Source organism: Methylophaga sp. OBS1 (assembly GCF_026319365.1).
In genome coordinates, this window is record NZ_JAPDMS010000003.1 from 78,888 (window position 1) to 101,342 (window position 22,455).

The 22,455-nt window shown below is 52.9% G+C and carries 24 protein-coding genes; 21 read left to right on the top strand and 3 right to left on the bottom strand.

Annotated features, from left to right (window positions below):
• Positions 1 to 10: 10 nt before the first annotated feature.
• From OMQ46_RS09715 to OMQ46_RS09725, 3 genes are read left to right on the top strand one after another with little or no spacing between them, the layout of a single operon-like run.
• On the top strand, positions 11 to 730 hold the full coding sequence (locus OMQ46_RS09715; protein WP_266236580.1) for an SIMPL domain-containing protein: 720 nt from the start codon (positions 11 to 13) through the stop codon (positions 728 to 730).
• Positions 730 to 1,791, top strand: coding sequence for a PA0069 family radical SAM protein (locus tag OMQ46_RS09720; protein ID WP_266236582.1), 1,062 nt, complete (start codon positions 730 to 732; stop codon positions 1,789 to 1,791). The genes OMQ46_RS09715 and OMQ46_RS09720 overlap by 1 nt, the downstream gene beginning before the upstream one ends.
• Positions 1,791 to 1,994 carry a DUF2905 domain-containing protein gene (locus OMQ46_RS09725; protein WP_266236583.1) on the top strand — a complete coding sequence of 68 codons (204 nt, stop codon included), beginning with the start codon at positions 1,791 to 1,793 and terminating at the stop codon, positions 1,992 to 1,994. The genes OMQ46_RS09720 and OMQ46_RS09725 overlap by 1 nt, the downstream gene beginning before the upstream one ends.
• Before the next feature lie 207 nt (positions 1,995 to 2,201).
• Here OMQ46_RS09725 and OMQ46_RS09730 read toward each other — a convergent pair whose 3' ends face one another.
• The gene (locus tag OMQ46_RS09730; RefSeq protein WP_266236584.1) at positions 2,202 to 3,209 is read right to left on the bottom strand and encodes a Gfo/Idh/MocA family protein; all 1,008 of its coding nucleotides are present in this window, start codon (positions 3,207 to 3,209) and stop codon (positions 2,202 to 2,204) included.
• Between the two features lie 156 nt (positions 3,210 to 3,365).
• On the opposite strand from OMQ46_RS09730, the gene OMQ46_RS09735 reads away from it, so the two are divergent.
• A complete protein-coding gene (locus OMQ46_RS09735; RefSeq protein ID WP_266236586.1) occupies positions 3,366 to 3,878 on the top strand; it encodes a peroxiredoxin in 513 nt (170 codons plus the stop codon).
• Between the two features lie 82 nt (positions 3,879 to 3,960).
• Here OMQ46_RS09735 and rpiA read toward each other — a convergent pair whose 3' ends face one another.
• Positions 3,961 to 4,662: a ribose-5-phosphate isomerase RpiA gene (gene rpiA / locus OMQ46_RS09740; protein ID WP_266236587.1), complete on the bottom strand. Its 702-nt coding sequence runs from the start codon at positions 4,660 to 4,662 to the stop codon at positions 3,961 to 3,963.
• A gap of 153 nt (positions 4,663 to 4,815) precedes the next feature.
• Between rpiA and OMQ46_RS09745 the strand changes: the two genes are divergently transcribed.
• From OMQ46_RS09745 to nhaD, 3 genes are all read left to right on the top strand, one after another.
• Positions 4,816 to 5,697 (top strand): fructosamine kinase family protein, encoded by an 882-nt coding sequence (locus OMQ46_RS09745; RefSeq protein WP_266236588.1) that lies wholly within the window; start codon positions 4,816 to 4,818, stop codon positions 5,695 to 5,697.
• 9 nt (positions 5,698 to 5,706) lie between these two features.
• A complete protein-coding gene (locus OMQ46_RS09750) occupies positions 5,707 to 6,195 on the top strand; it encodes a low molecular weight protein-tyrosine-phosphatase (RefSeq protein WP_266236589.1) in 489 nt (162 codons plus the stop codon).
• A 95-nt stretch (positions 6,196 to 6,290) separates the two neighbouring features.
• Positions 6,291 to 7,709: a sodium:proton antiporter NhaD gene (gene nhaD, locus OMQ46_RS09755; RefSeq protein ID WP_416234841.1), complete on the top strand. Its 1,419-nt coding sequence runs from the start codon at positions 6,291 to 6,293 to the stop codon at positions 7,707 to 7,709.
• 37 nt (positions 7,710 to 7,746) lie between these two features.
• Here the strand turns inward: nhaD and OMQ46_RS09760 are convergent, their stop codons facing one another.
• Positions 7,747 to 8,433, bottom strand: a complete 687-nt coding sequence (locus OMQ46_RS09760) for a MaoC family dehydratase (RefSeq protein ID WP_266236590.1) — start codon at positions 8,431 to 8,433, stop codon at positions 7,747 to 7,749.
• Positions 8,434 to 8,643: 210 nt separating this feature from the next.
• On the opposite strand from OMQ46_RS09760, the gene OMQ46_RS09765 reads away from it, so the two are divergent.
• The 14 genes from OMQ46_RS09765 to OMQ46_RS09830 all read left to right on the top strand — a co-directional run bounded on the left by OMQ46_RS09765 (position 8,644) and on the right by OMQ46_RS09830 (position 22,454).
• On the top strand, positions 8,644 to 9,702 hold the full coding sequence (locus OMQ46_RS09765) for a 3-deoxy-7-phosphoheptulonate synthase (protein ID WP_266236591.1): 1,059 nt from the start codon (positions 8,644 to 8,646) through the stop codon (positions 9,700 to 9,702).
• A gap of 205 nt (positions 9,703 to 9,907) precedes the next feature.
• A complete protein-coding gene (gene rsxA, locus OMQ46_RS09770) occupies positions 9,908 to 10,489 on the top strand; it encodes an electron transport complex subunit RsxA (protein WP_266236592.1) in 582 nt (193 codons plus the stop codon).
• A gap of 4 nt (positions 10,490 to 10,493) precedes the next feature.
• A complete protein-coding gene (gene rsxB / locus OMQ46_RS09775) occupies positions 10,494 to 11,054 on the top strand; it encodes an electron transport complex subunit RsxB (RefSeq protein ID WP_266236593.1) in 561 nt (186 codons plus the stop codon).
• Positions 11,051 to 12,565 (top strand): electron transport complex subunit RsxC, encoded by a 1,515-nt coding sequence (rsxC, locus tag OMQ46_RS09780; protein WP_266236594.1) that lies wholly within the window; start codon positions 11,051 to 11,053, stop codon positions 12,563 to 12,565. Before rsxB ends, rsxC begins: the two co-directional genes overlap by 4 nt.
• A 4-nt stretch (positions 12,566 to 12,569) precedes the next feature.
• On the top strand, positions 12,570 to 13,604 hold the full coding sequence (gene rsxD / locus OMQ46_RS09785; protein ID WP_266236595.1) for an electron transport complex subunit RsxD: 1,035 nt from the start codon (positions 12,570 to 12,572) through the stop codon (positions 13,602 to 13,604).
• Positions 13,601 to 14,236 (top strand): electron transport complex subunit RsxG, encoded by a 636-nt coding sequence (rsxG, locus tag OMQ46_RS09790; RefSeq protein WP_266236596.1) that lies wholly within the window; start codon positions 13,601 to 13,603, stop codon positions 14,234 to 14,236. The genes rsxD and rsxG overlap by 4 nt, the downstream gene beginning before the upstream one ends.
• On the top strand, positions 14,233 to 14,919 hold the full coding sequence (locus OMQ46_RS09795; RefSeq protein ID WP_266236597.1) for an electron transport complex subunit E: 687 nt from the start codon (positions 14,233 to 14,235) through the stop codon (positions 14,917 to 14,919). The genes rsxG and OMQ46_RS09795 overlap by 4 nt, the downstream gene beginning before the upstream one ends.
• Positions 14,916 to 15,569 carry an endonuclease III gene (gene nth, locus OMQ46_RS09800; RefSeq protein WP_266236598.1) on the top strand — a complete coding sequence of 218 codons (654 nt, stop codon included), beginning with the start codon at positions 14,916 to 14,918 and terminating at the stop codon, positions 15,567 to 15,569. Before OMQ46_RS09795 ends, nth begins: the two co-directional genes overlap by 4 nt.
• Position 15,570: 1 nt before the next feature.
• Positions 15,571 to 16,002, top strand: coding sequence for a DUF1841 family protein (locus tag OMQ46_RS09805; RefSeq protein ID WP_266236599.1), 432 nt, complete (start codon positions 15,571 to 15,573; stop codon positions 16,000 to 16,002).
• Between the two features lie 66 nt (positions 16,003 to 16,068).
• On the top strand, positions 16,069 to 17,067 hold the full coding sequence (locus OMQ46_RS09810) for a zinc-binding alcohol dehydrogenase family protein (RefSeq protein WP_266236600.1): 999 nt from the start codon (positions 16,069 to 16,071) through the stop codon (positions 17,065 to 17,067).
• A 91-nt stretch (positions 17,068 to 17,158) separates the two neighbouring features.
• Positions 17,159 to 17,638 carry a c-type cytochrome gene (locus OMQ46_RS09815; RefSeq protein ID WP_266236601.1) on the top strand — a complete coding sequence of 160 codons (480 nt, stop codon included), beginning with the start codon at positions 17,159 to 17,161 and terminating at the stop codon, positions 17,636 to 17,638.
• A gap of 102 nt (positions 17,639 to 17,740) precedes the next feature.
• Entirely contained in the window at positions 17,741 to 20,560 is a 2,820-nt protein-coding gene (locus tag OMQ46_RS09820; protein ID WP_266236602.1) for a monovalent cation/H+ antiporter subunit A, read from the top strand.
• Positions 20,560 to 20,931, top strand: coding sequence for a Na+/H+ antiporter subunit C (locus OMQ46_RS09825; RefSeq protein ID WP_266236603.1), 372 nt, complete (start codon positions 20,560 to 20,562; stop codon positions 20,929 to 20,931). Before OMQ46_RS09820 ends, OMQ46_RS09825 begins: the two co-directional genes overlap by 1 nt.
• Entirely contained in the window at positions 20,931 to 22,454 is a 1,524-nt protein-coding gene (locus OMQ46_RS09830; protein WP_266236604.1) for a monovalent cation/H+ antiporter subunit D, read from the top strand. The genes OMQ46_RS09825 and OMQ46_RS09830 overlap by 1 nt, the downstream gene beginning before the upstream one ends.
• The last annotated feature ends 1 nt before the right edge of the window (position 22,455 follow it).

A 22,455-nucleotide genomic window follows, 5' to 3' on the forward strand; every position in this document is an offset into this window, starting at 1 on the left:
GGAGCGCGCTATGCAGAATATGGACAGATTCAATGCGCTGGCCCTGTCACTGGGGGTTTTCCTTGGACTTACGGCACTGGGCTGGCTGATTGCCAGTGCGGCCATCGATGTCAAGGAGTATGAACGCTCTGTCACCGTAAAAGGACTGGCAGAAGAAGAATTCACCGCTGATGTGGTCATATGGCCGATTCAATTCTCACTGGCCAGCAACAATCTGCCGTCGCTGTACCAGGACATTGATGCCAATACCGAGACGATTATTCAGTTTCTGACTGGCCAAGGCGTCACCCGTCAGGATATTACTGTTGGCACACCGGCCATTACGGACAAATCAGCACAGCAATATGGCAATCAAAACAGGGCTGAATTCCGCTACACCGGCATTCAGACGGTGACTGTCTATTCAGAAGACATCGACACCGTCCGTGAGGTCATGGGCAAGCTCTCAGAGTTGGGCAAACAGGGCATTGTTCTGACCGGCAATAACTATCAGTCGCAGACCGAATATCTGTTCACCCGTCTGAATGAAATTAAACCGTCCATGATTGAAGATGCCACCCGTAAAGCCAGAGAAGTGGCAGAAAAATTTGCCGAGGATTCAGACAGCCGCTTGGGTAAAATCCGCCGTGCTTCCCAGGGCCAGTTCAGCATCAGTCCTCGTGACAACAACACCCCGCATATCAAGAAGGTCAGAGTCGTCTCGACAATTCAATATTACCTCTCGGACTGATGCAGGGCGTTGTTAAAACTGTTAAAGGACGCGGAACACTAGATAACAGGGACAGTCGCTTCAGCGAGTTCGAACGCGAACAGATCGATGACGGCTGGTTTCAGGAAGAGGCTTTTCCCACCTTTCGAACTGACGTGTCGATCGAATCGCCGCGCAACATTATCACCCGTAACACTTCCCCCGATCTGCCCTTCAGTCAGTCGATTAACGCCTATCGCGGCTGTGAACATGGTTGCATTTACTGTTTCGCCCGCCCTTCTCACGCCTATCTGGGGCTGTCTCCCGGCCTCGATTTTGAAAGCAAACTGACCGCGAAACCGGATGCCGCGGCACTGCTGCGTAAGGAACTGATGGCGAGATCATATGAATGCTCACCGATTTCCCTGGGCGCCAACACCGATCCCTATCAGCCGATAGAGCGTCAGTATCAAATCACCCGTGAGATTCTGACCGTGCTGGAAAGCTTCAAACATCCCTGCACTATTGTCACCAAGTCGGCATTGGTCGAGCGTGATGTTGATATTTTGTCACGGCTCGCGGCTGATAATCTGGTTAAGGTGAACTTGTCTATCACCACACTGGATAAAGCCCTGGCACGGAAGCTGGAACCGAGGGCCAGCAGTCCGCAGCGGCGTTTGCAAACCATCCGCACACTGCGCCGGGCAGGGATTCCAGTCAGTGTCTTGATTGCGCCAGTGATTCCGGTGTTGACGGATACCGAGTTGGAACAGATTATTTCAGTCTGTGCCGAAGCCGGTGCAAACTCAGTCAGCTTTATTCTGCTGCGCCTGCCGCGTGAAGTCAGTGATCTATTCGAAAACTGGCTGCATAATCACTACCCCGATAAAGCTGAGCATGTGATGAACCGCATCAGGGACAGCCGTGGCGGCAAGACCAATGATCCCCGCTTCGGTCACCGTCTGCAGGGGCAGGGCTTTTACGCTGAAATGATTAAACAACGTTTTCAGCGAGCGATTAAAAAGCATGGTTTGAATCAGCGCTCAACACCGCTGAATCGCGATTTGTTTCGACCCCATCCACAACAAATGGATTTATTCTGATGGCCAAAACCCTGATTATCATCGGCCTGATATTGATTGCACTGGGTCTGATCTGGCAGTTCGCCCCCTGGCTACTTAACTGGTTTGGCAAACTGCCCGGCGATATCAATATCGACAAAGGTAACAGCCGGATATTTATCCCCATCACCTCCATGGCTGTAGTCAGCCTGGTGCTGACCATTATTGTTAATTTCTTTCGCTAATAAGCATTAACCACAGAGTCACAGTGATTTATTGAGTTCATCCGCAGATTACGCGGATTTTCACAGATTCGTTATTTGTTTCAGACAAATAAATGTTTGCCTCAATGAACATGAATTGTCCACTTGATGCTGAGGCTAAGTTTTTGTTGCTCAGAACATAAATCTGCGTTCATCTGCGTAATCTGCGGATAGTCAGATAGCAACTTATCAGCTGATTTTTATCGTTTTACCTTCTGCTACTGATTGCAACGCGGCATTGATGGCGGCGCAGTTGCCGCGGGCATCAGCCATACTGAGAAACGGCGCTTTATTATTCAAAATGCAGTCAGAAAAATGCTCGATTTCACGGTTGAAATGATTGGCCATCGGCAAGGACACCGTTTCTGACTCACCGGCATCGGTCCAGTAGGAAATCAGCGGCTGCTCGTCGTGTGGCTGCCAGACGGTGTGGCAGGTAATCCCGCCTTTGGTACCGATGATCTCATAGACACTGCGGCGGGCGTGTTCAAAACTCATTTCAAAATGACCATAGCGACCGTCACCGAAATCAAAAATACCGCTGAGACTGACATCAGCGCCATGCTCATTCAGCTTGGCCATCGCAGTGGCGGCGACTGGCTCATTGTCAAACCAGTGGCGAGCGGTATGAACGGCATAGGGACCGATATCCCACATGGCACCGCCACCATTAGCGATATCCCGGTTGATGCGATACAAGCGGGCCGGTTTCATTGGAAAAGCAAAAGCGGTTTTGACAGTCCGGACTTCGCCAATCTTGCCGGAATCAATCAAATCCCGGACAAAATCATGCTGGGTGTGGAAGCGGTACATGAAACCTTCCATCACGGTCACGTCATTCGCTTTTGCAGCGGCTTCAATGGCATCAATGTCTGCCACTTTCAGCGCCATCGGCTTTTCGATCAGCACATGCTTGCCATGATCAATCGCTTTCAAAGCCCACTCGGCATGCTCCTCATTCGCCATGGGCAGATAAATCGCATCAATATCATCACGCGCTAGCAATGCCTCTGGATCATCCAGCGCTTCAGCATCGGTCTCGTTTGGCGCATGCTTTTGCAGCGTCTCTGCTGCGGCACCCAGTCTACGGCTGGCAATCGCCACCAGTTTGGCATTCTCTGCCTCGACGATCGCCGGCATCAGTTTGTCATTGACCCGGGCCGCCCCCAGGATTCCCCAACGTAGTTGTTCAGCCATCGATAGTTTCCTTAATTTATTCAGCACTGCAGCTCATGATAACGACTGAAACGGTGAAAACCAAACTGACAAAACCCTAGCAAATAGGGTGTTTTTATCTGAGTTTGCCTGCCTTATGCTAGTGTGGTTTTACATACACAGAAAAAGGAGCCGGTTATGACTATTGAAGTTGGCCAAACCCTGCCTGCAGGTAAATTAAGCGAAAGTATCGGTTTTGACCCTGAAAACGGTTGTCCGCTCAAACCTGAGCCCAAAGACGTCGGTGAAATGGTGAAAGGTAAAACCGTCGTTATTTTCGGTGTACCCGGTGCTTTTACCCCTTTATGTTCTGCCGAGCACCTGCCGGGTTTTGTTAAGCATGCTGATGAGATCAAGGCAGCAGGCGCCGATGAAATCTGGTGTATGGCAGTCAACGACGCCTTCGTCATGGCCTCATGGGGGCGAGAAAATAATGTGGAAGGTAAAGTACGAATGATGGCTGATGGCAGCGCCGAATACAGCAAAGCGCTGGGGCTGGACCGTGATATGAGCGGCGGCGGCATGGGCATTCGCTGTTATCGTTTTGCGATGATTGTCGAAGACGGCGTGGTGAAATATATCGGTGTCGAAGGCTCCGGTGAGTTCGGCCGTTCCAAAGCAGAAACAATTCTGGAAGAGCTGAAAAAATAAGCGCTTCAGCGAGACACGGACTGACGCCGATTGTCATATCTAGCTATGATAATCGGCGTCAGCTGCTTTCATAAGGTGGGCCTTACGGTTCCTGGCGCCAGTGCTCTTCCACTTCGGTGTCTCCGCCTATAAACACGGCTGTCGCCAGGTCGCTGAAAATACCGTGCTCAACCACACCGGGAATGGTATCGAGGATCATCGTCAGTTCCAGGCTGTCGACATGATCAAAATACATATCCAACACCAGACTGCCATGGGCGGTCACCGCAACATTATCACCGCTGGCATTGAGTCTTAAATCACCACGTCCGCCCTGATGTTTGAGTTGATTGAATACCAGTTTCCAGGCCTCAGGCATCACTTCCACCGGTATCGGCGACTTTTCACCGATAACTTCCACCAGTTTGCTCTCGTCGACCATGACAAAAAATTGATCGGCGGCAGTGGCCAGCAACTTTTCCCTGACCAGATCCTGGCCACGTCCTTTGAGCAGGGTTAAATCCGGCGTCACTTCATCGGCACCATCTACATAGAGGTCAAGCTCGTCAAGGGAGTCAATCGACACCACCGGCAAACCGGCTTCCTTGGCCTTGATCGCGCTGATGGCTGAACTGCTGACTGTGGTGACATTGAGGTTTTCATTGCGATGTCGCTTGGCCAGCGCTTCAATGAACAGGTTGGCGGTGGAACCGGTGCCCAAGCCGACAACCATATCGGCTTCAACCAGGTTCGCGGCATGAAGAGCAACGCGCTGTTTGGGATTCATCGTAGTTTCCGCTGTCATAAACAACCTCCTTTTGTGCACCTGAATTTGAAGGGGCAACTTGGTCTTGGCAGAATGTAATTCAGCTTAACACTCAAACAGACCATGTCCAGCTGCGCCCGGTTCGGCTGAGCAGCAATTGAGGACAGCCCAATAATCAAACAGGAATTCATCATGGCACAGTTCAGTTCGATTATCAGTGAGATTGAGAAGGCCACCGGTAAAAATCTGCATAACGCCAATGTCACCAGTATCGGCGGTGGCTGCATCAACTCTGCTTTCCGGCTCGATAATGGTTCGGCTTCCTATTTCATCAAGGTTAACAGTCCGCAACTGGCATCCATGTTTGAAGCCGAAGCGCATGGACTGCATGAGATGCGGGCTACCGACTCCATCAGAGTGCCGGAAGTCATCAGCTATGGTGTCGCTGACGGGCACAGCTATCTGGCACTGGAATACATTCCACTGGGCAGCCTGCGCGGCAGCGCGTCGGCACTCATGGGCGAACAACTGGCCAGAATGCATCGCGTCCCACAGCCTTATTTCGGTTGGCATATGGACAACACCATTGGCAGCACCCCGCAAATCAATGATCAGAAACATGACTGGCTGAGCTTCTGGCGTGATGAACGTCTGGGCCAGCAATTACAGTTTGCCGCCGGAAACGGATTCGGTGGCCGTCTGCAAAGTCAAGGCGAAAAACTGCTGGAGAACCTGGATAAGCTGCTGGGAGGACATCAGCCGCAACCCGCTCTGCTGCACGGGGATTTGTGGGGCGGCAATGCCGCCGCAGATGATGCGGGTAACCCGGTCATTTTTGACCCGGCCTGTTATTACGGTGACCGTGAAGCCGATCTGGCGATGACCGAGTTATTTGGTGGTTTCGGCGGTGATTTCTTCGCGGCCTACAACGCCGAGTATCCGGTCGACAACGGTTATCAGATGCGAAAAACGCTTTATAATCTTTATCATATTATCAATCATCTCAACTTATTCGGTGGTGGCTATCTGGGTCAGGCCGAATCCATGATTGACCGTTTACTGGCACAGGTTTAAAGAGGAAAAATGAGTCAAATCAAAGTTTTGTTTGTCTGCATGGGCAATATTTGTCGTTCTCCCACCGCTGAAGGCGTGTTCACTCACCTGGTGGAAAAACACGGCACACTGGATCGCTTTATGATTGATTCGGCTGGCACCCACGCCTATCACATCGGCGAGGAGCCCGATGCCCGTGCCCAGCAAACCGCGCGTCAACGCGGCATTGACCTGTCGCATATCCGTGCCCGCAAGTTCGCCCGGACTGATTTCGACATGTTCGACCACATTCTGGCGATGGACACCGACAACTATGAGATCCTGCATGCCGCCTGTCCGCCCGATCTGAGAAACAAAATCAAACTGTTTCTCGACTATGCGCCGGAACGGGATGAAAATGATGTGCCGGATCCCTATTACGGTGGCCAGAACGGTTTTGATCATGTGTTTGACCTAGTCGAAGATGCTTCTGTCGGCTTCTACAACACGGTCATGACCAAGGTGACTACCCCCAATTAAGTAGTTGCTTTGATTGCTGGGCAGCGTATGATTGCGCGTTGACCTGAATTTCAATAAGGACCGTCCACGTGAACGCTCACCACAAAGGTCAGACAATGGTGTCTGCCTCCCTGCTGGGTATAGCTTTGTCTTTGATGCCGCAACTGGCAGCGGCAGCCACTGAAGTTAAATTACTTGATCTGACCACCCACTGGGTGGGTTATGCGGCCATCGCCCTGTTCATCTTCGCCTACGCACTGGTTGTGGTCGAAGAAGAAATTCATATGCGTAAATCCAAGCCGGTGATGGTCGCAGCCGGGCTTATCTGGGCGATGATTGCGCTGGTTTACGCGCAGCAAGCTGATACCGCTTACCATCACACCGCCGAAGTCATGATTCGGCATAACCTGCTGGAATACGCTGAGCTCTTCCTGTTCCTGCTGGCCGCGATGACCTATATCGGCACCATGGGGGAACGCGGCGTTTTCGATGCTTTACGAGCCTGGTTGATTAACAAAGGCTTTTCCCTGCGTACCATCTTCTGGCTGACTGGTCTGCTCGCGTTCTTCATCTCTCCGGTGGCTGATAACCTTACCACCGCATTGCTGATGGCCACCGTGGTCATGGCCGTTGGCGGCAATAACCTGGGCTTTGTCACTGTCGCCTGTATCAATATCGTCGTTGCCGCTAATGCCGGTGGTGCATTCAGTCCCTTTGGTGATATCACAACATTGATGGTCTGGCAGAAAGGTGTAGTTGATTTTCATGAGTTCTTCGCGCTGTTCCTGCCTTCATTGGTGAACTGGTTCATACCCGCGTTTTTGATGTCTTTGACAGTCAAAAACGTGACGCCGGAAGCCGGGAACGACACAGTCGTTCTCAAAGAAGGCGCCTTCGTTGTCATTGGTCTGTTCCTGCTGACGATCGCCATGGCAGTCTGCGCGCATAACTTCCTGCACCTGCCTCCGGTAGTCGGCATGATGACCGGGCTTGGCTTTCTCAAAATTTACGGCTACATACTCAAGCTGCGTGAATCACGACTGATGATGGAACTGGAAGAGGTCGGAGAGAACCGCAGGCCCTTTAATATTTTCCGCCAGATTGAACGCGCCGAATGGGACACATTGATGTTCTTCTACGGCATTATTCTTTGCGTGGGTGGTCTGGGCACCATCGGTTACCTGAGCCTGGGCTCGGAATTGATGTACGGTGACCTGGGCCCGACCACCGCCAATATCCTGATTGGCCTGATATCAGCCGTTGTCGACAATATTCCGGTAATGTTCGCGGTACTGTCGATGATGCCGGAAATGAGCCATGGTCAATGGCTGCTGGTGACGTTGACTGCCGGTGTCGGCGGCTCACTGCTGTCGATTGGCTCTGCCGCCGGTGTCGCCGTCATGGGACAGGCTCGTGGCATTTATACCTTCTTCAGCCATCTCAAATGGATTTGGGCGATTGCCCTGGGTTATGCCGCCAGTATCTGGCTGCATCTCTGGCTTAACGCCTCACTATTCGAAGTGACTGTGCATTAAATACAAAAAAGCGGCCTGATGGCCGCTTTTTTATTTGTCAGTCATAGAGCCTTAACACCAGTTCGGCAATGCAGGCTGCACGCTTGCTGTTCTCAACTTCAATCTTGACCTCACGCACCAGTTCCAGCCCTCTTCGCAGTTCGCGGATTTCAATAATCCGGGTACGGGCACGGATACGCTTTCCGGCTCTGACCGGTGCCGGAAACACCACTTTATTCATGCCGTAGTTCACGACAAGTCGTGCTTCAGGGTAGTCATTTTTTTCCGGGTTCACGGTATCGGTCAGCATGGGAATCAGCGATAGCGTCAAAAAACCGTGGGCTATCGTCGTTTTGAAGGGCGACTCCTGAGCCGCGCGCTCTGGATCAGTGTGGATCCATTGATGGTCGCCAGTCACATCCGCAAATTGATCAATGCAGTCCTGATCCAGTAAAAACCATTCGCCGACGTAACTTTCTTCGCCCAGCTCTGCTTCCAGACGCTGGCGCAGGGCGACGAATTTCTCACTGAGCGCTTTATCCTCAGGGATTGCCAGAGTTTCATCAGGCTCATGGAAGAAGTGAAAATACTGCGTCCAGGGCAAAGAGAGATTGCGAATATCCGAAACTTTCTTGTTTAACGTTTCCGGCCAGTTTTTCAGGGTGCTCTCCACCCGGCTTTTCAATTCGCTGTTCAAGGACTCGAGTTTTTCTTGCCCGTGTTTTAATGATTCGACCAACCGCATATGATTTCCTTTTTCCTGCCCCATCGCCCCAAGCTGAGACTTCGCTTCAATGCTGAAGTTTACGCTGCAATATCTGATCCAACTGGCGAACAATTCACATCATTTAGGGTCAGATCGAGTCCATTCCTTTCCGGCCACACCGCCGTAGCACAAAAGCGGCACAGCGAGTACAATTTAGCGTTTATTTATTGACGACTTTAAGCAACCATCATGCTCTACAGCACAGACGACTTGCGCATTATCGGCATACAGGAAGTTCTGCCGCCAGCGCAATTACATGAAGAACTGCCCATCACCGATCAAGCGTCGGAGACGGTATTTCTTGCCCGCCAGGCCAGTCAGGACATCCTGCACAAGCGAGATGATCGGCTGATTGTCATCGTCGGCCCCTGTTCTATTCATGATCCGGCCGCTGCCCGTGAGTATGCCACAAGACTGAAACCACTGATCGAAGAATTAAAAGCCGATCTGCATATCATCATGCGGGTTTACTTCGAAAAACCACGTTCGGTCGTTGGCTGGAAAGGGCTGATTAATGACCCGTATCTGGATGGCAGCTTCAAAATCAACGATGGTCTGCATATTGCCCGCAAACTGTTACTTGACCTGGCCGAGATGGGCGTCCCTGCCGCGACCGAATATCTGGATTTAATCAGTCCTCAGTACATCGCTGACCTGGTCTCCTGGGGCGCAATCGGCGCCCGCACCACCGAAAGTCAGGCACACCGTGAACTGGCTTCCGGTCTTTCCTGCCCGGTTGGTTTCAAGAATGCCACCGACGGCGGTCTGCAGATTGCTGTCGATGCCTGCCTGTCAGCGTCCAAGCCACACCACTTCATGTCGCTCACCAAGTCGGGCCGTTCAGCCATTTTCTCCACCACGGGTAATCCGGACTGTCACGTCATTCTTCGCGGCGGCCGCGCGCCCAACTTTGATGCAGAAAGTGTCAGTGCTGCAGCCGAAGTGATTGGTCGTTCCGGCCAGTCGGTGCGGATGATGATCGATTGCAGCCACGCCAACAGCGGCAAGAATCATATCCAGCAGGAAACCGTCTGTCGTGATGTCGCCGCTCAGGTCGCCAAGGGTGACAACCGCATCATCGGTCTGATGCTGGAAAGCCACCTTGTAGCCGGTCGTCAGAATGCTGAACCGGGCAAGGAACTGGTTTATGGTCAGAGCATTACTGATGCCTGCATGGCCTGGGACAACACTGAAGTCCTGCTACGGGAATTAGCTGCCGCAGTCCGCGAACGCCGTCAGCATCAATAATTCCAATCGACCCCAGCGGAATTTCCCGGCCCTGAGATTGTCGGTCTAGTGCGCGCTAAGTTGCTCTCTGACAAAGAGATAGGCTTAGCTGCAGCGTTTCGAAAATAGCTGTTTTTAGGCTATAATTAGTGATTAACGATTTGCAGCCGGGCCCCGCTCGCACTGAAATCAGAACGAATTCCTGAGAAAATCAGTAGGTTATTAAATGGCAGATTATGCCCTGATATTGCTAAGCACGATACTGGTGAACAACATTGTCCTGGTGAAATTCCTGGGGCTGTGTCCGTTCATGGGTGTCTCGCGCAAGCTGGAGACCGCTATGGGGATGGCCCTGGCCACTACCTTTGTGCTGACGCTGTCGTCCATCAGTAGCTATCTGATCAACCAGTACCTGCTGGCCCCGTTTGGTATCGAGTTCCTGCGGACGATCAGTTTTATTTTCGTGATTGCCGTGGTGGTGCAGTTCACCGAAATGGTCGTTCACAAAACCAGTCCGCTTCTCTACCAGGTACTGGGTATTTTCCTGCCGCTGATTACGACCAATTGTGCCGTCCTCGGTGTCGCCCTGCTCAACGTCCAGGAGCAGCATGGCTTCATCGAATCTGCTCTTTACGGTTTTGGTGCTGCGATTGGTTTCTCGCTGGTGTTGGTGATTTTTGCCGGCATGCGTGAACGTCTGGCCGCGGCTGATGTGCCGGTGCCGTTTCAGGGAGCTGCTATCGGTCTTATCACGGCCGGGTTAATGTCAATGGCCTTTATGGGCTTTGCCGGACTGGTGAAGGTCTAAGCCTATGTTGACAGCGATTATTGCCCTGACGCTACTGGCGTTACTTCTCGGACTGTTGCTCGGTTTTGCCTCGGTCAAGTTCAAGGTCGAAGGCGATCCGATTGTCGAGCAGATCGACAAACTGCTGCCACAGACTCAATGTGGTCAGTGCAGTTTCGCCGGTTGTCGCCCCTACGCCGAAGCGATTGCAGCCGGTGAAGTCGATATCAACCGTTGCCCGCCCGGTGGTGAATCCACCATTCAGGCACTGGCCGATCTGCTGGATGTTGAACCCAAACCGCTGGATGAAGAGTGCGGCGTTGAAAAACCCAAAATGCTCGCCGTCATTGATGAAGAGCGCTGCATTGGTTGCACCCTGTGTATCCAGGCCTGTCCGGTGGATGCGATTCTGGGTGCCGCCAAACACATGCACACCGTCATTGCCGATGAATGCACCGGCTGCGAACTCTGTGTTGAACCCTGCCCGGTCGACTGCATCGATATGGTGGAAATGGCGCAGAACCCGAATACCTGGCGCTGGCCGGATCCATCTCACCTGCAACTGGAACGTGGAGGTCAGGCATGAACCAGCCTTTAGGTGATTTTCCGGGCGGCCTCAAACTGCGCGGCCACAAAAAGCGCTCGACCCAGACACCAATTCGTAAAACGCCACTGTCACGTCATCTGATTCTGCCCCTGCAGCAGCATATCGGTGCCGCCGCAGTTCCGGTCGTGGAAGTCGGCGAAAAAGTACTGAAAGGCCAGCGTATTGCCCGCGCCGATGGGCATGTATCAGTCTGCCTTCATGCACCCAGCTCCGGTACCGTGGTTGCGATTGATGAACAGCCGATACCTCACCCATCCGGTCTCACTGCACCCTGCGTCACGATTGAGACCGATGGCGAAGATCAATGGATCGAACGTCACCCGGTCGAAAACTACCGTGATATTTCGCCGCATGAAATTCGCCAGATTATTCGCGATGCCGGTATTGTCGGCCTTGGTGGTGCGGGTTTCCCCAGCTTTATCAAGCTTAACCCCGGCGTTCACCACACGGTTGAAACCTTACTGCTCAATGGCGCTGAATGTGAGCCCTACATCTCCTGTGACGATATGCTGATGCGCGAACGTGCTGACGGTATTCTCGATGGTGTGGAAATCATGCAGCACGCCCTGCGGGCCCGTGATGTGATACTTGCGATCGAAGATAACAAACCGCTGGCGATTTCAGCGATGGAGCTGGCGCTGGCTGCCAGATCTCATCTCACCAACACCCGAATCGTCGTGATTCCCACCCGTTACCCCACCGGCGGTGAGAAACAAATCATCCAGGTTGTCACCGGCAAGGAGGTGCCAACCAATGGTTTACCCATCGATATCGGTATCGTTTCACACAACATGGGCACGGCCTATGCCGTGGGTCGTGCGATTAATCATGGAGAACCACTGATTTCACGTATCGTGACGGTCACCGGTACCGATGTGACCCATGCCGGTAATTTCGAAACCCTGTTCGGCACCCCGATTTCAGAACTGCTGGCTTTTGCTGAAACCCAGCGCGAACCGGATGAGCCATTTATCCTCGGCGGTCCTATGATGGGCTTCAACCTGTCCGGTGATAATCTGCCGGTAACCAAAACCGCCAACTGTATCCTGGTTGGCGTGGAAGATGCCGCGCCCAAAACCGAGCCATTGCCCTGTATCCGCTGTGGCGACTGTGCCTCTGTGTGTCCGGCGAGTCTGTTGCCGCAGCAGCTTTACTGGCATTCGCGTGCCAAGGATTTCGATCAGACGCGTGATTACAATCTGTTCGATTGCATCGAGTGCGGCTGTTGTGATTATGTCTGCCCCAGCAAAATTCCGCTGGTGTCTTATTTCCGTTTTGCCAAAACCGAAATCATGAACCAGGAACGTGAGCGGAAAAAATCAGACCTGGCCCGTGAACGCTTTGAAACCCGTCAGGCCCGGATGGAACGCGAACAGCGTGAAAAAGAAGAGCGCCAGCGCCAGCGCAAAGCCGCCTTAGCGGCATCCAAAGCCAAAAAAGAAAAAGAGGCTGCAGCCGAAACCTCGGCAGCAGACGACAAGGAGAAATGAAACCATGGCCCTATTCCGGATAAGTCCCCCTTTTCTGGCTGGGACTAACCGTGTCACGCTGCAAATGCTGCAGGTGATGCTGGCCATGGTGCCAGCCGTCATCGCCATGGTTTATTTCTTCGGCCCCGCCGTCATCATCAATATTGTGCTGGCCCTGGTGGTCGCGCTTTCGGTCGAGGCTCTGTTACTCAAAATTCGTCACCGCCCTATCAAGCCCTTTATCAGCGATGGCAGTGCGGCGGTTACTGCCGTTTTACTGGCCGTCTCTATTCCACCGCTGTCGCCGTGGTGGCTGACTGTGACCGGCGTGATATTTTCAATTGTGTTTGCCAAACACCTCTACGGCGGACTGGGCTATAACCCATTCAACCCGGCCATGGTCGGCTATGTGTTGCTACTTCTGTCTTTCCCACTGGAAATGACGACCTGGCTGCCAGTACTATCCTTGGCCGATAATCCGCTGGGGTTTGCTGACGCCTTTCACCTGATTTTCTATGGTGAAACCGTTGCCGGTCTGACTCCGGATGCAGTGTCCGGGGCAACGCCACTGGATACGATGAAAACCCAGATCGGACAACAAATTCAACCTGATCTTATCGTCAACCAGAATCTGTTTGGTTTTGTCGGCGGTGTGGGCTGGGAATGGATTAATATCTGGTTTCTGCTTGGTGGCCTGTATCTGCTGTATAAACGCGTCATCAGTTGGCAGGTACCGGTCGCGATGCTGGGCACCCTGTTTGTACTGAGCCTGGTGACTCAGTGGTTTGCACCGGATATTACCGGCTCACCAATGTTTCATCTGTTCAGTGGTGCGACCATGATTGGTGCTTTCTTTATTGCCACTGATCCGGTCTCAGGCTCTACTACGCCCAACGGCAGACTGGTCTTCGGCGCGGGGGTCGGTGCGCTGACCTTTATCATCCGCGTCTGGGGTGGTTATCCGGACGGTGTGGCTTTTGGTGTACTGTTGATGAACATGCTGGTGCCGCTGGTTGATTACTATACCCAGCCCAAAGTCTACGGAACCAGCAAGTCATGAAGGATTTGCAGAAACATATTATTCGGGTCGGCCTGTTGCTGGGACTGTTCGCGATTGTGGCGACGACACTGGTCGCACTGACCGAAGAAAATACCCGTGAACAAATTAAGGAAAACCAGCGGCAGGCCCTGCTGGATGGCATCAACGCGCTGATTCCGCATGAACAATATGACAACGCTATTCTCCAGGACACTGTGCTGCTGCCACCGACTGAGGCACTGGGGACTGAGGAACCGACGCTGGTCTATCGTGCCCGTGAGGATGGGAAACCGGTGGCCGCCGTACTGACCGTGATCGCGCCGGATGGCTATTCCGGCACGATCAAAATGCTGGTTGGCATCTATCACAACGGTCAACTGGCCGGTGTTCGTGTTATTGAGCACAAAGAAACCCCGGGGCTGGGTGATAAAATTGATGTCAAAAAAGACGACTGGATTTTGCAGTTTGAAGGGCTGTCTCTGGGTAATCCGCCGGCCTCGAAATGGAAGGTAAAAAAAGACGGTGGCGAATTTGACCAGTTTACCGGCGCTACCATTACGCCACGTGCCGTGGTCAGTGCTGTCAAAGAATCGTTGGAATATTTCCGCAAACATCGTGATGCGCTGTTCGCTGTCACGGAGGAAGTCAAATGAACGCTTACAAACAGATTATCGTAGACGGATTATGGAAAAATAACCCGGGTCTGGTGCAGCTCCTAGGCTTATGTCCACTACTGGCTGTGACCAATACTGTGATCAACGGACTGGGACTAGGCCTCGCGACTATCCTGACACTGGTCGCCTCGAACGGCATTATTTCACTGCTGCGCAATCAAATTCCGGATGAAGCCAGGCTGCCGGTGTTCGTCATGATCATTGCCTCTATCGTGACTATTATCGAGCTGTCCATGAATGCCTGGTTCCATGAACTGTACTTAATTCTGGGTATTTTCATTCCACTGATTGTGACCAACTGCGCCATTATCGGCCGCGCTGAAGCCTTCGCTGCCCGTAATTCGGTGGGACCGGCGCTCCTCGATGGCCTGATGATGGGGCTGGGATTTGCGGCTGTACTGATTGTGCTTGGCGCGATGCGTGAACTGCTGGGTCAGGGTACTTTGTTTTCTCAGGCTTATTTGATGTTTGGTGAGGGCTCGCGTGGACTAACCATCACAGTGATTGAAGACTACCGTGGTTTTCTGATGGCCCTACTTCCACCCGGTGCCTTTATTGGTCTGGGGCTGATCGTCGCGCTCAAAAACAGCATTGATATTCGTCTGGCTAAAAGGCAACCGCAGGCCAGTGTGGTCGAGGTTGAAACACCGGCTGCAGGATGAATCAGGCTCAACGGCGCGAGTTTTTTGCCACCCTGAAGGCGCACAATCCGGCGCCGACCACGGAGCTCAATTACAGCAGCCCATTTGAATTGCTGGTGGCTGTCATCCTGTCTGCTCAGGCCACCGATGTCGGCGTTAACAAGGCGACGGATAAACTCTATCCTGTCGCCAACACGCCGCAAGCGATTCTCGATCTCGGCGTAGAGGGTCTCAAGCACTACATCAAGACCATCGGCCTGTTTAACAGCAAAGCCGAGAACGTCATTAAAACCTGTCGCATGCTGTTGGAGCAGCATGGTGGCGAGGTGCCTCAGGACCGCGCCGCACTGGAAGCCTTACCCGGCGTCGGCCGTAAAACCGCCAATGTCATTCTCAATACGGTCTTCAAACAACCGGTCATGGCAGTGGATACCCATATCTTCCGTCTCTCCAACCGCACTGGTCTGGCCAAGGGCAAAACTGTGCGCGCCGTTGAAGATAAGCTGATGAAAGTCGTGCCCAGCGAATATATGCTTGATGCTCATCACTGGCTGATTTTGCATGGCCGCTATGTCTGTACTGCCCGTAAGCCCAAATGCGGTGAATGCTGCGTCAGCCATCTGTGTGATTTTTTCCGCGACCAACAGCGGCGTGCCGACCGCTGCGCCTGAGATGTTTGGACAAAACCGTCAACAACTGAGACAAGTCTTTTTCGACGTCTGGTCGAAAATGCAGACCAACCAGTCTCTGGAAGGCATCGAACGGGTACTGGCGCAGATTATTGAAATGCATCCTGAATATCATGCCCTGCTCGCTGATCCGGATAAACTCGATAAAGACTTCAGCGTCGAAGCCGGAGAGTCCAACCCCTTCCTGCATATGGCACTGCATATCTCCCTGCATGAGCAGGTCAGCACGGACCGCCCCGCCGGTATCCGCGAGCTCTATCAACAACTGCTGCAAAAATACGGCAATCATCATGACTGTGAACATGCGATGATAGACTGTCTGGCAGAAATGCTGTGGCAATCGCAACGTGATGGTCAGCCACCTTCAGAACCGGAGTATCTCAGGGCATTGCAGCGCCTGCTGGATAAGCCCTAGACTGAAACATTCTTCCTTTATGCTCTCTCAGCAAAAGGACTCGCTTAAACAGCCGGAGACCCGCTCATGAAAGCATACGGTTATACCGCGGCCGACGCCGCCCCGACACTGATTGAACGCGAACTGCCCGAGCCGGAAGGACGTGATCTACTGATCGCCATTGACGCGATTGCCGTCAATCCGGTCGACACCAAGGTCAAAGCTGGTATCCAGGGTGAACTGGAACAAGCCAAGATCGTTGGCTGGGATGCTGCCGGTACCGTGTTAGCTGCCGGCAGAGACTGCGAATTATTCAAAGTGGGTGACAAGGTGTTTTATGCCGGGGATATCAGCCGTGATGGTTGCTATGCCAGTCATCAGCTTGTCGACGAGCGCATTGTCGGCTTTGCCCCACGCAAGCACTCCGCGCCGGAAGCTGCCGCCATGCCATTAACCAGTATTACAGCCTGGGAAGCCCTGTTCTCACGGATGAAAATTTATCCCAACCTCGACAAGGGTAAAACCCTGTTGATCATTGGTGCTGCTGGTGGCGTCGGTTCCATTGCAATCCAGCTGGCCAAAAAAGTCGCTGAACTCAATGTTGTAGCGACCGCGTCCAGAGAGCAGTCTGCCGCGTGGTGTCGTGAACTGGGTGCCGATCATGTTATCGATCATCACGATCTCAGCGAAGAATATGGCCGACTCAATATTGCTGACCCCGACTATATTCTCTGTCTCGGCGATACGGATCCTTATTATGAAGTAGTCACCGATCTCATCGCCTCGCAGGGCCTGATTTGTTTTGTTGTCACCAGTCAGCAGAACCACAATATCGACAAACTCAAAACCAAGAGTGCCGGTATTGTATGGGAGTTCATGTTTACCCGTCCCATGTTCAAGACGGCCGACATTACCGCGCAGCATCAATTGCTCAACCGCATTGCTGAGATGCTCGACGAAGGCATGATCCAGTCCACACTCAAACAAACTCTGGGTCCAATCAATGCCGATAATCTGATCCGGGCTCACCAGCAATTGCAAGACGGACACACTCTGGGCAAAATCGCTCTGACAGCAATCGAGTAATCCACTGAATAGAACGGCTATTGGCGTGGCACTGCCTGTCTGATGACCGTATAATTGGCGCAGGTTTTCATTTTCTGCTTGAGGTTCAACGATGAATAAAAATAAATCGGGTACATTTCTTGTCGGTAGTCTGGTTACATTTGCCATCCTGTTTGGCATCGTCTTATTGATTCTGGATAACATGGAAAACGTTGCCAAGAACGTGACTGCGCCGGCTAGCATGGAACCTGAAGCGGTCCAGGAACGAATTGGTCCTGTCGCGGAAGTGAATATTGGTGAACCGCCTGCAGTGCAAGCGCCACCCGCTGAGGCTGAAACCGGCGGTGCCGGCGGTGTCGGTGAACAGATTGTGACCTCGGTCTGTGCTTCCTGTCATGCTGCTGGCCTGATGCAGTCTCCCAAGCTGGGCAGTGCTGATGACTGGGCTCCGCGTCTTGAAAAAGGCATCGAAACCCTCTACGACCATGCCATCAATGGTTTCAATGCGATGCCCGCCAAAGGCGGCCGTGCTGATTTGAGCGACGAAGATGTGAAAGCCGCTGTCGATTACATGGTGTCGGAATTCCAATAAATTTTATTAAGCATTCAGAGCGACACTGCCTGTTGTTTCGGGCAGTGTCTTTTTAACTCACAGAGACTGGGATAAGCCTCAGCGCGACGCCAGAAAAAGTTAATGAATCTGCTCGAATTTAATCTACCGCTTATTGCTCTTATTCCTTTCCTTGGCGCGCCACTGGCAGCCTGGGCTGCGAATATCAACCGTGTGGCTTCTGCCTGGACAGCGGGATTTGTGACGCTGGTTTCCCTGCTATTTCTATTACCGGCAATCCATTTACCCTTCGAGGGCCAAACGCTTATTCAGAGCTGGTCCTGGTTACCGTCTTTAGGTTTGCAATTTGCTTTCCGGCTTGATGGTCTGGCCTTACTGTTTGCTTTACTGATATTACTTATCGGGCTGCTGGTGATCCTTTACGCCCGCTACTACCTGTCGCCCAAAGATTCGATGGGCCGTTTTTTCGCCTACCTGTTGATGTTTATGGGCTCAATGCTCGGCATTGTGCTATCGGAGAACCTGATACAACTGGTCGTGTTCTGGGAGCTGACCTCGTTGACCTCCTTCCTGCTGATCAGTTACTGGCAGCACCAACAGGATGCCCGTGACGGTGCCCGCATGGCACTGGCAATCACCGGTGCCGGCGGTCTGGCAATGCTGGCCGGTGTCATCATGCTGGGCAATATTGTCGGCAGCTATAACCTCACCGAAGTGCTGGCGGCTGGTGACCAGATACGTCAGCATGACAACTACCTGACCGTACTGGTGCTGATTCTGCTGGGTGTGTTTACCAAGTCTGCCCAGTTCCCCTTCCATTTCTGGTTACCACATGCCATGGCAGCGCCGACACCCGTATCGGCCTACCTGCACTCGGCGACCATGGTGAAAGCCGGTATTTTTATGCTGGCGCGGCTGTTTCCGGCATTATCAGGCACAGAAGCCTGGGGTTGGCTGGTCGGTGGTGCCGGCATGTTTACCATGGTGCTCGGCGCCTACACTGCTTTGTTCAAACATGATCTGAAAGGCCTGCTGGCCTATTCCACTATCAGTCACTTGGGCCTCATCACCCTGCTGTTCGGCTTTAGTACCCAGCTGGCTGCTGTGGCGGCCATTTTCCATATCATTAATCACGCTACCTTCAAGGCATCACTGTTTATGGTGGCCGGTATTATCGACCACGAATGTGGTAGCCGTGATATGCGTATGGTGAACGGCATGCTCAAGTACATGCCTCATACTGCGGTGCTGGCGATGATAGCCGCCTCGGCAATGGCCGGTGTACCGCTGCTGAATGGTTTCCTGAGTAAGGAAATGTTCTTCGAACAGGCCGTCACCGCCACCGATGGCAGCATGATGACCTGGGCCATTCCGGTCCTGGTCACTATCGGCGCGATTTTCTCCGTCGCCTACTCACTGCGGTTTATTCACGACGTGTTCTTTAACGGTGAACCGGTTGGACTCACCAAAACGCCGCATGAACCGCCAAGGTTTATGAAAATTCCGGTCGATATTCTGGTTCTGCTCTGTCTGGGTGTCGGTATCGCCCCGATGATCCTGGTGGCACCGATTCTTTCAGTTGCGGTTTCCGCCAGTTTGCAATCAGCACCGCCTGCTTTCAGCCTGGCTATCTGGCATGGCTTTAACCTGCCGTTGATGATGAGTTTTATCGCCATGGGGATTGGCGTGATCGTCTATTTCAACCGCTACAAACTGTTCCGCTGGCATGATGAAAACCTGCCTCGGATTGATGCCCGCATTCTGTTCAATATGGCCTTGCATGGCGTGCTGGTCGCGACCGGTAAAATCAGCCGCCTGTTTGATCGGGGTTCATTACAGAACGCATCCAGCTGGGTACTGCTGACGGCTGCATTAGCTGTGATTTATGGTTATCTGCAGTTCAACAGCCCATTGCTGGGTCATCGTGAACTGATGCCTGTCGACTGGCTGACCGTGGCATTAGGTGCCTTTGTGGTTATTGCCAGTGTGCTTTGCGCCGTTTTACATCATCAGCGTCTTGTGTCGTTGATCATTGTCGGTGTCGTCGGCCTGATTGTCTCGCTGGGTTTTGTTAAATTCTCAGCACCGGATCTGGCCCTGACCCAGCTCTCAGTTGAAGTCGTCACCATTGTTCTGCTGTTGCTGGCTTTGTTCTTCCTGCCGCAGCACACGCCACAGGAACGCAATGCTAGAAGAATGACCCGGGATATCGCCCTCTCCCTGAGTGCTGGCGTCATTGTGATGCTGATGGCAATGGCTGTTATGAGTCGTGACTATGCCCCCATTTCCGACTTCTTTATTCAGAACAGTAAACCTGGCGGTGGTGGCACTAACGTCGTCAACGTGATCCTGGTCGATTTCCGTGGCTTCGATACCCTGGGTGAGATTGTGGTGCTGGCTCTGGCCGGACTGGGTATTTTTGCGATGCTCAAAAACCTGCGTCTGCCAGCCCCTCTGCGTGATATTCAGGGCCGGAAATGGAGCCATGACCCGCATCCGCCGATCATGCAGACATTAACCAGACTGCTATTCCCGTTGATGTTGCTGGTGGCCGTGTTTGTATTCCTGCGTGGTCACAATCTGCCTGGCGGTGGTTTCATTGCCGGTCTGGTCGCGGCAGTCGCACTGATATCACAATACCTTGCCAACGGTATCGACTGGACCAATGCCCGCATCAAGGCGAATATGCATATCGTGATTGCCTTCGGTCTGACTGCAGCGGTCGTGACCGGTGTGGTTGCGATGCTGCTTTCATATCCTTTCCTGACCTCGACCTTCACTTATCTGAAATGGCCGCTGGTCGGTAAATTCGAAGTTGCCAGCGCCATGGCATTCGACCTGGGCGTTTTCCTGGTCGTCGTCGGGGCAACGGTGTTGATCCTGGTTGAGCTGGGCAAGCTCAGCCATGCCTCACATCAAATGAGACATGAGGAGCATTATTAATGGAGTGGATAGTCGCTCTCGTCATCGGCGTCATGACTGCCAGTGGCGTGTACCTGGTCCTGCGGGCACGGACCTTCCCGGTCGTACTCGGTCTGACCCTGCTCTCCTATGCCGTTAACGTGTTCCTGTTCACAATGGGACGCCTGCAAGTGGGTCAGGCTGCGATTATCTCCCCTGATACCACTGCTTATACTGATCCTCTGCCACAGGCACTGGTGTTGACTGCCATTGTTATCGCTTTTGGTATGACAGCGTTTCTGATTGTGCTCTCACTCAAAGCCCGCAGCGAACTCGGTAATGACCATGTCGATGGCTTGAGTTATGTTGCCGAGGAACAAGCCGTAAAATCCAGACAAAAGGCGGGTAACTGATGAGTTCTGTCTGGCCTGTATTACCGGTTTTATTGCCGCTGATTGGCGGTATCGCCCTGTTATTCAGCCGTCTTGGCGGCCTGCAGTTACAGCGTAGCATCAGTCTGCTGTTCACGGCCGGCTTGATTGTTATTACGCTGCAAACGCTGTTTGTTGCCACTACTGAGGGACATCAGGTTTATCTGCTGGGCAACTGGCTGGCGCCTTACGGCATTGTGCTGGTGCTGGATCAACTATCTGCGCTGATGGTGCTGTTAACCGCGGTATTATCACTATTTGCCCTGCTGTATGCGATTGCTCAGGACACCGACAAGCAGGGTGAGGATTTCCATACCCTGTTCCAGATCCAGCTGTTCGGCCTCAACGGCGCCTTTCTGACTGGTGACCTGTTTAACCTGTTTGTATTCTTCGAAGTTTTGCTGCTGGCTTCTTATGGCTTACTGCTGCACGGCGGTGGCAGATTAAGAACCAAGGGCGGTCTGCACTATGTCGTCATCAACCTGGTCGGTTCCAGTCTGTTCCTGTTTGCGGTAGGTACGCTTTACGGTGTGCTCGGTACGCTCAATATGGCAGATCTGGCGGCCAAGATGGCAACGGTCAGTGCCGATGATCAGGGGATTGTCGCTGCCGCAGCATTACTGTTACTGGTTGTTTTCGGTATCAAAGCTGCGATTTTCCCGCTCTATCTCTGGTTACCCGGCGCCTATGCCAACACCTCGGCTGCCGTGGCGGCGTTGTTCGCTATCATGACCAAGGTCGGTCTCTACGCCATCATCCGTGTTCACGGCACCTTGTTCGCCGAACAGGCGGGTCCGCTGGCCGGTTTGCACACTGATCTGTTGCTGTGGCTGGGTATGCTGACGCTGATTCTGGCTGTGTTCGGTGTGTTCGCGGCCAGAGGTCTGAAAGAGCAAGCGGCCTTCCTGATTCTGGCCTCAGTTGCCACCTTGCTGGTGGGTATCGGTATCGATAACAGCGCGGCATTATCCGCCAGTTTGTACTACCTGGTGCACTCAACCCTGATTGGGGGTGCGATGTTCCTGCTGGCCGACCTGGTTGCTCGCGGCCGTGGCAGTTATGCCGACAGACTGCGCAGTGCACCGGCCATGTCACGGGCGATTTTGATGGGGAGTCTGTTTCTGCTATCGGCGATTGCGATTGCCGGTGTGCCGCCCCTATCCGGTTTCTTCGGTAAGGTCCTGATTCTGGACTCGGCTATCGGCCATCCTTCCCAGGCCTGGATTTTCACTATCGTGCTCTTGGGCAGTTTGCTGATGATGATTGCCCTGGCCAGAAGTGGCTCAATTCTGTTCTATCAAGTCAGTGATGATGGAGAAAATGATGGTCAAGCATTCAATACCAGAGCGACCACGGTCATGATCGCCCTGCTGATGCTGAGCCCGGTTCTGGTTGTCGCCGCGGGGCCGATGACGATGCTGACTGAGCAGATTGCCGAGCAGTTATCAGACAGCGGGGCTTATATTGATGCAGTGCTCGGTCAAGCGGCGGTAACGGGAAAATAAT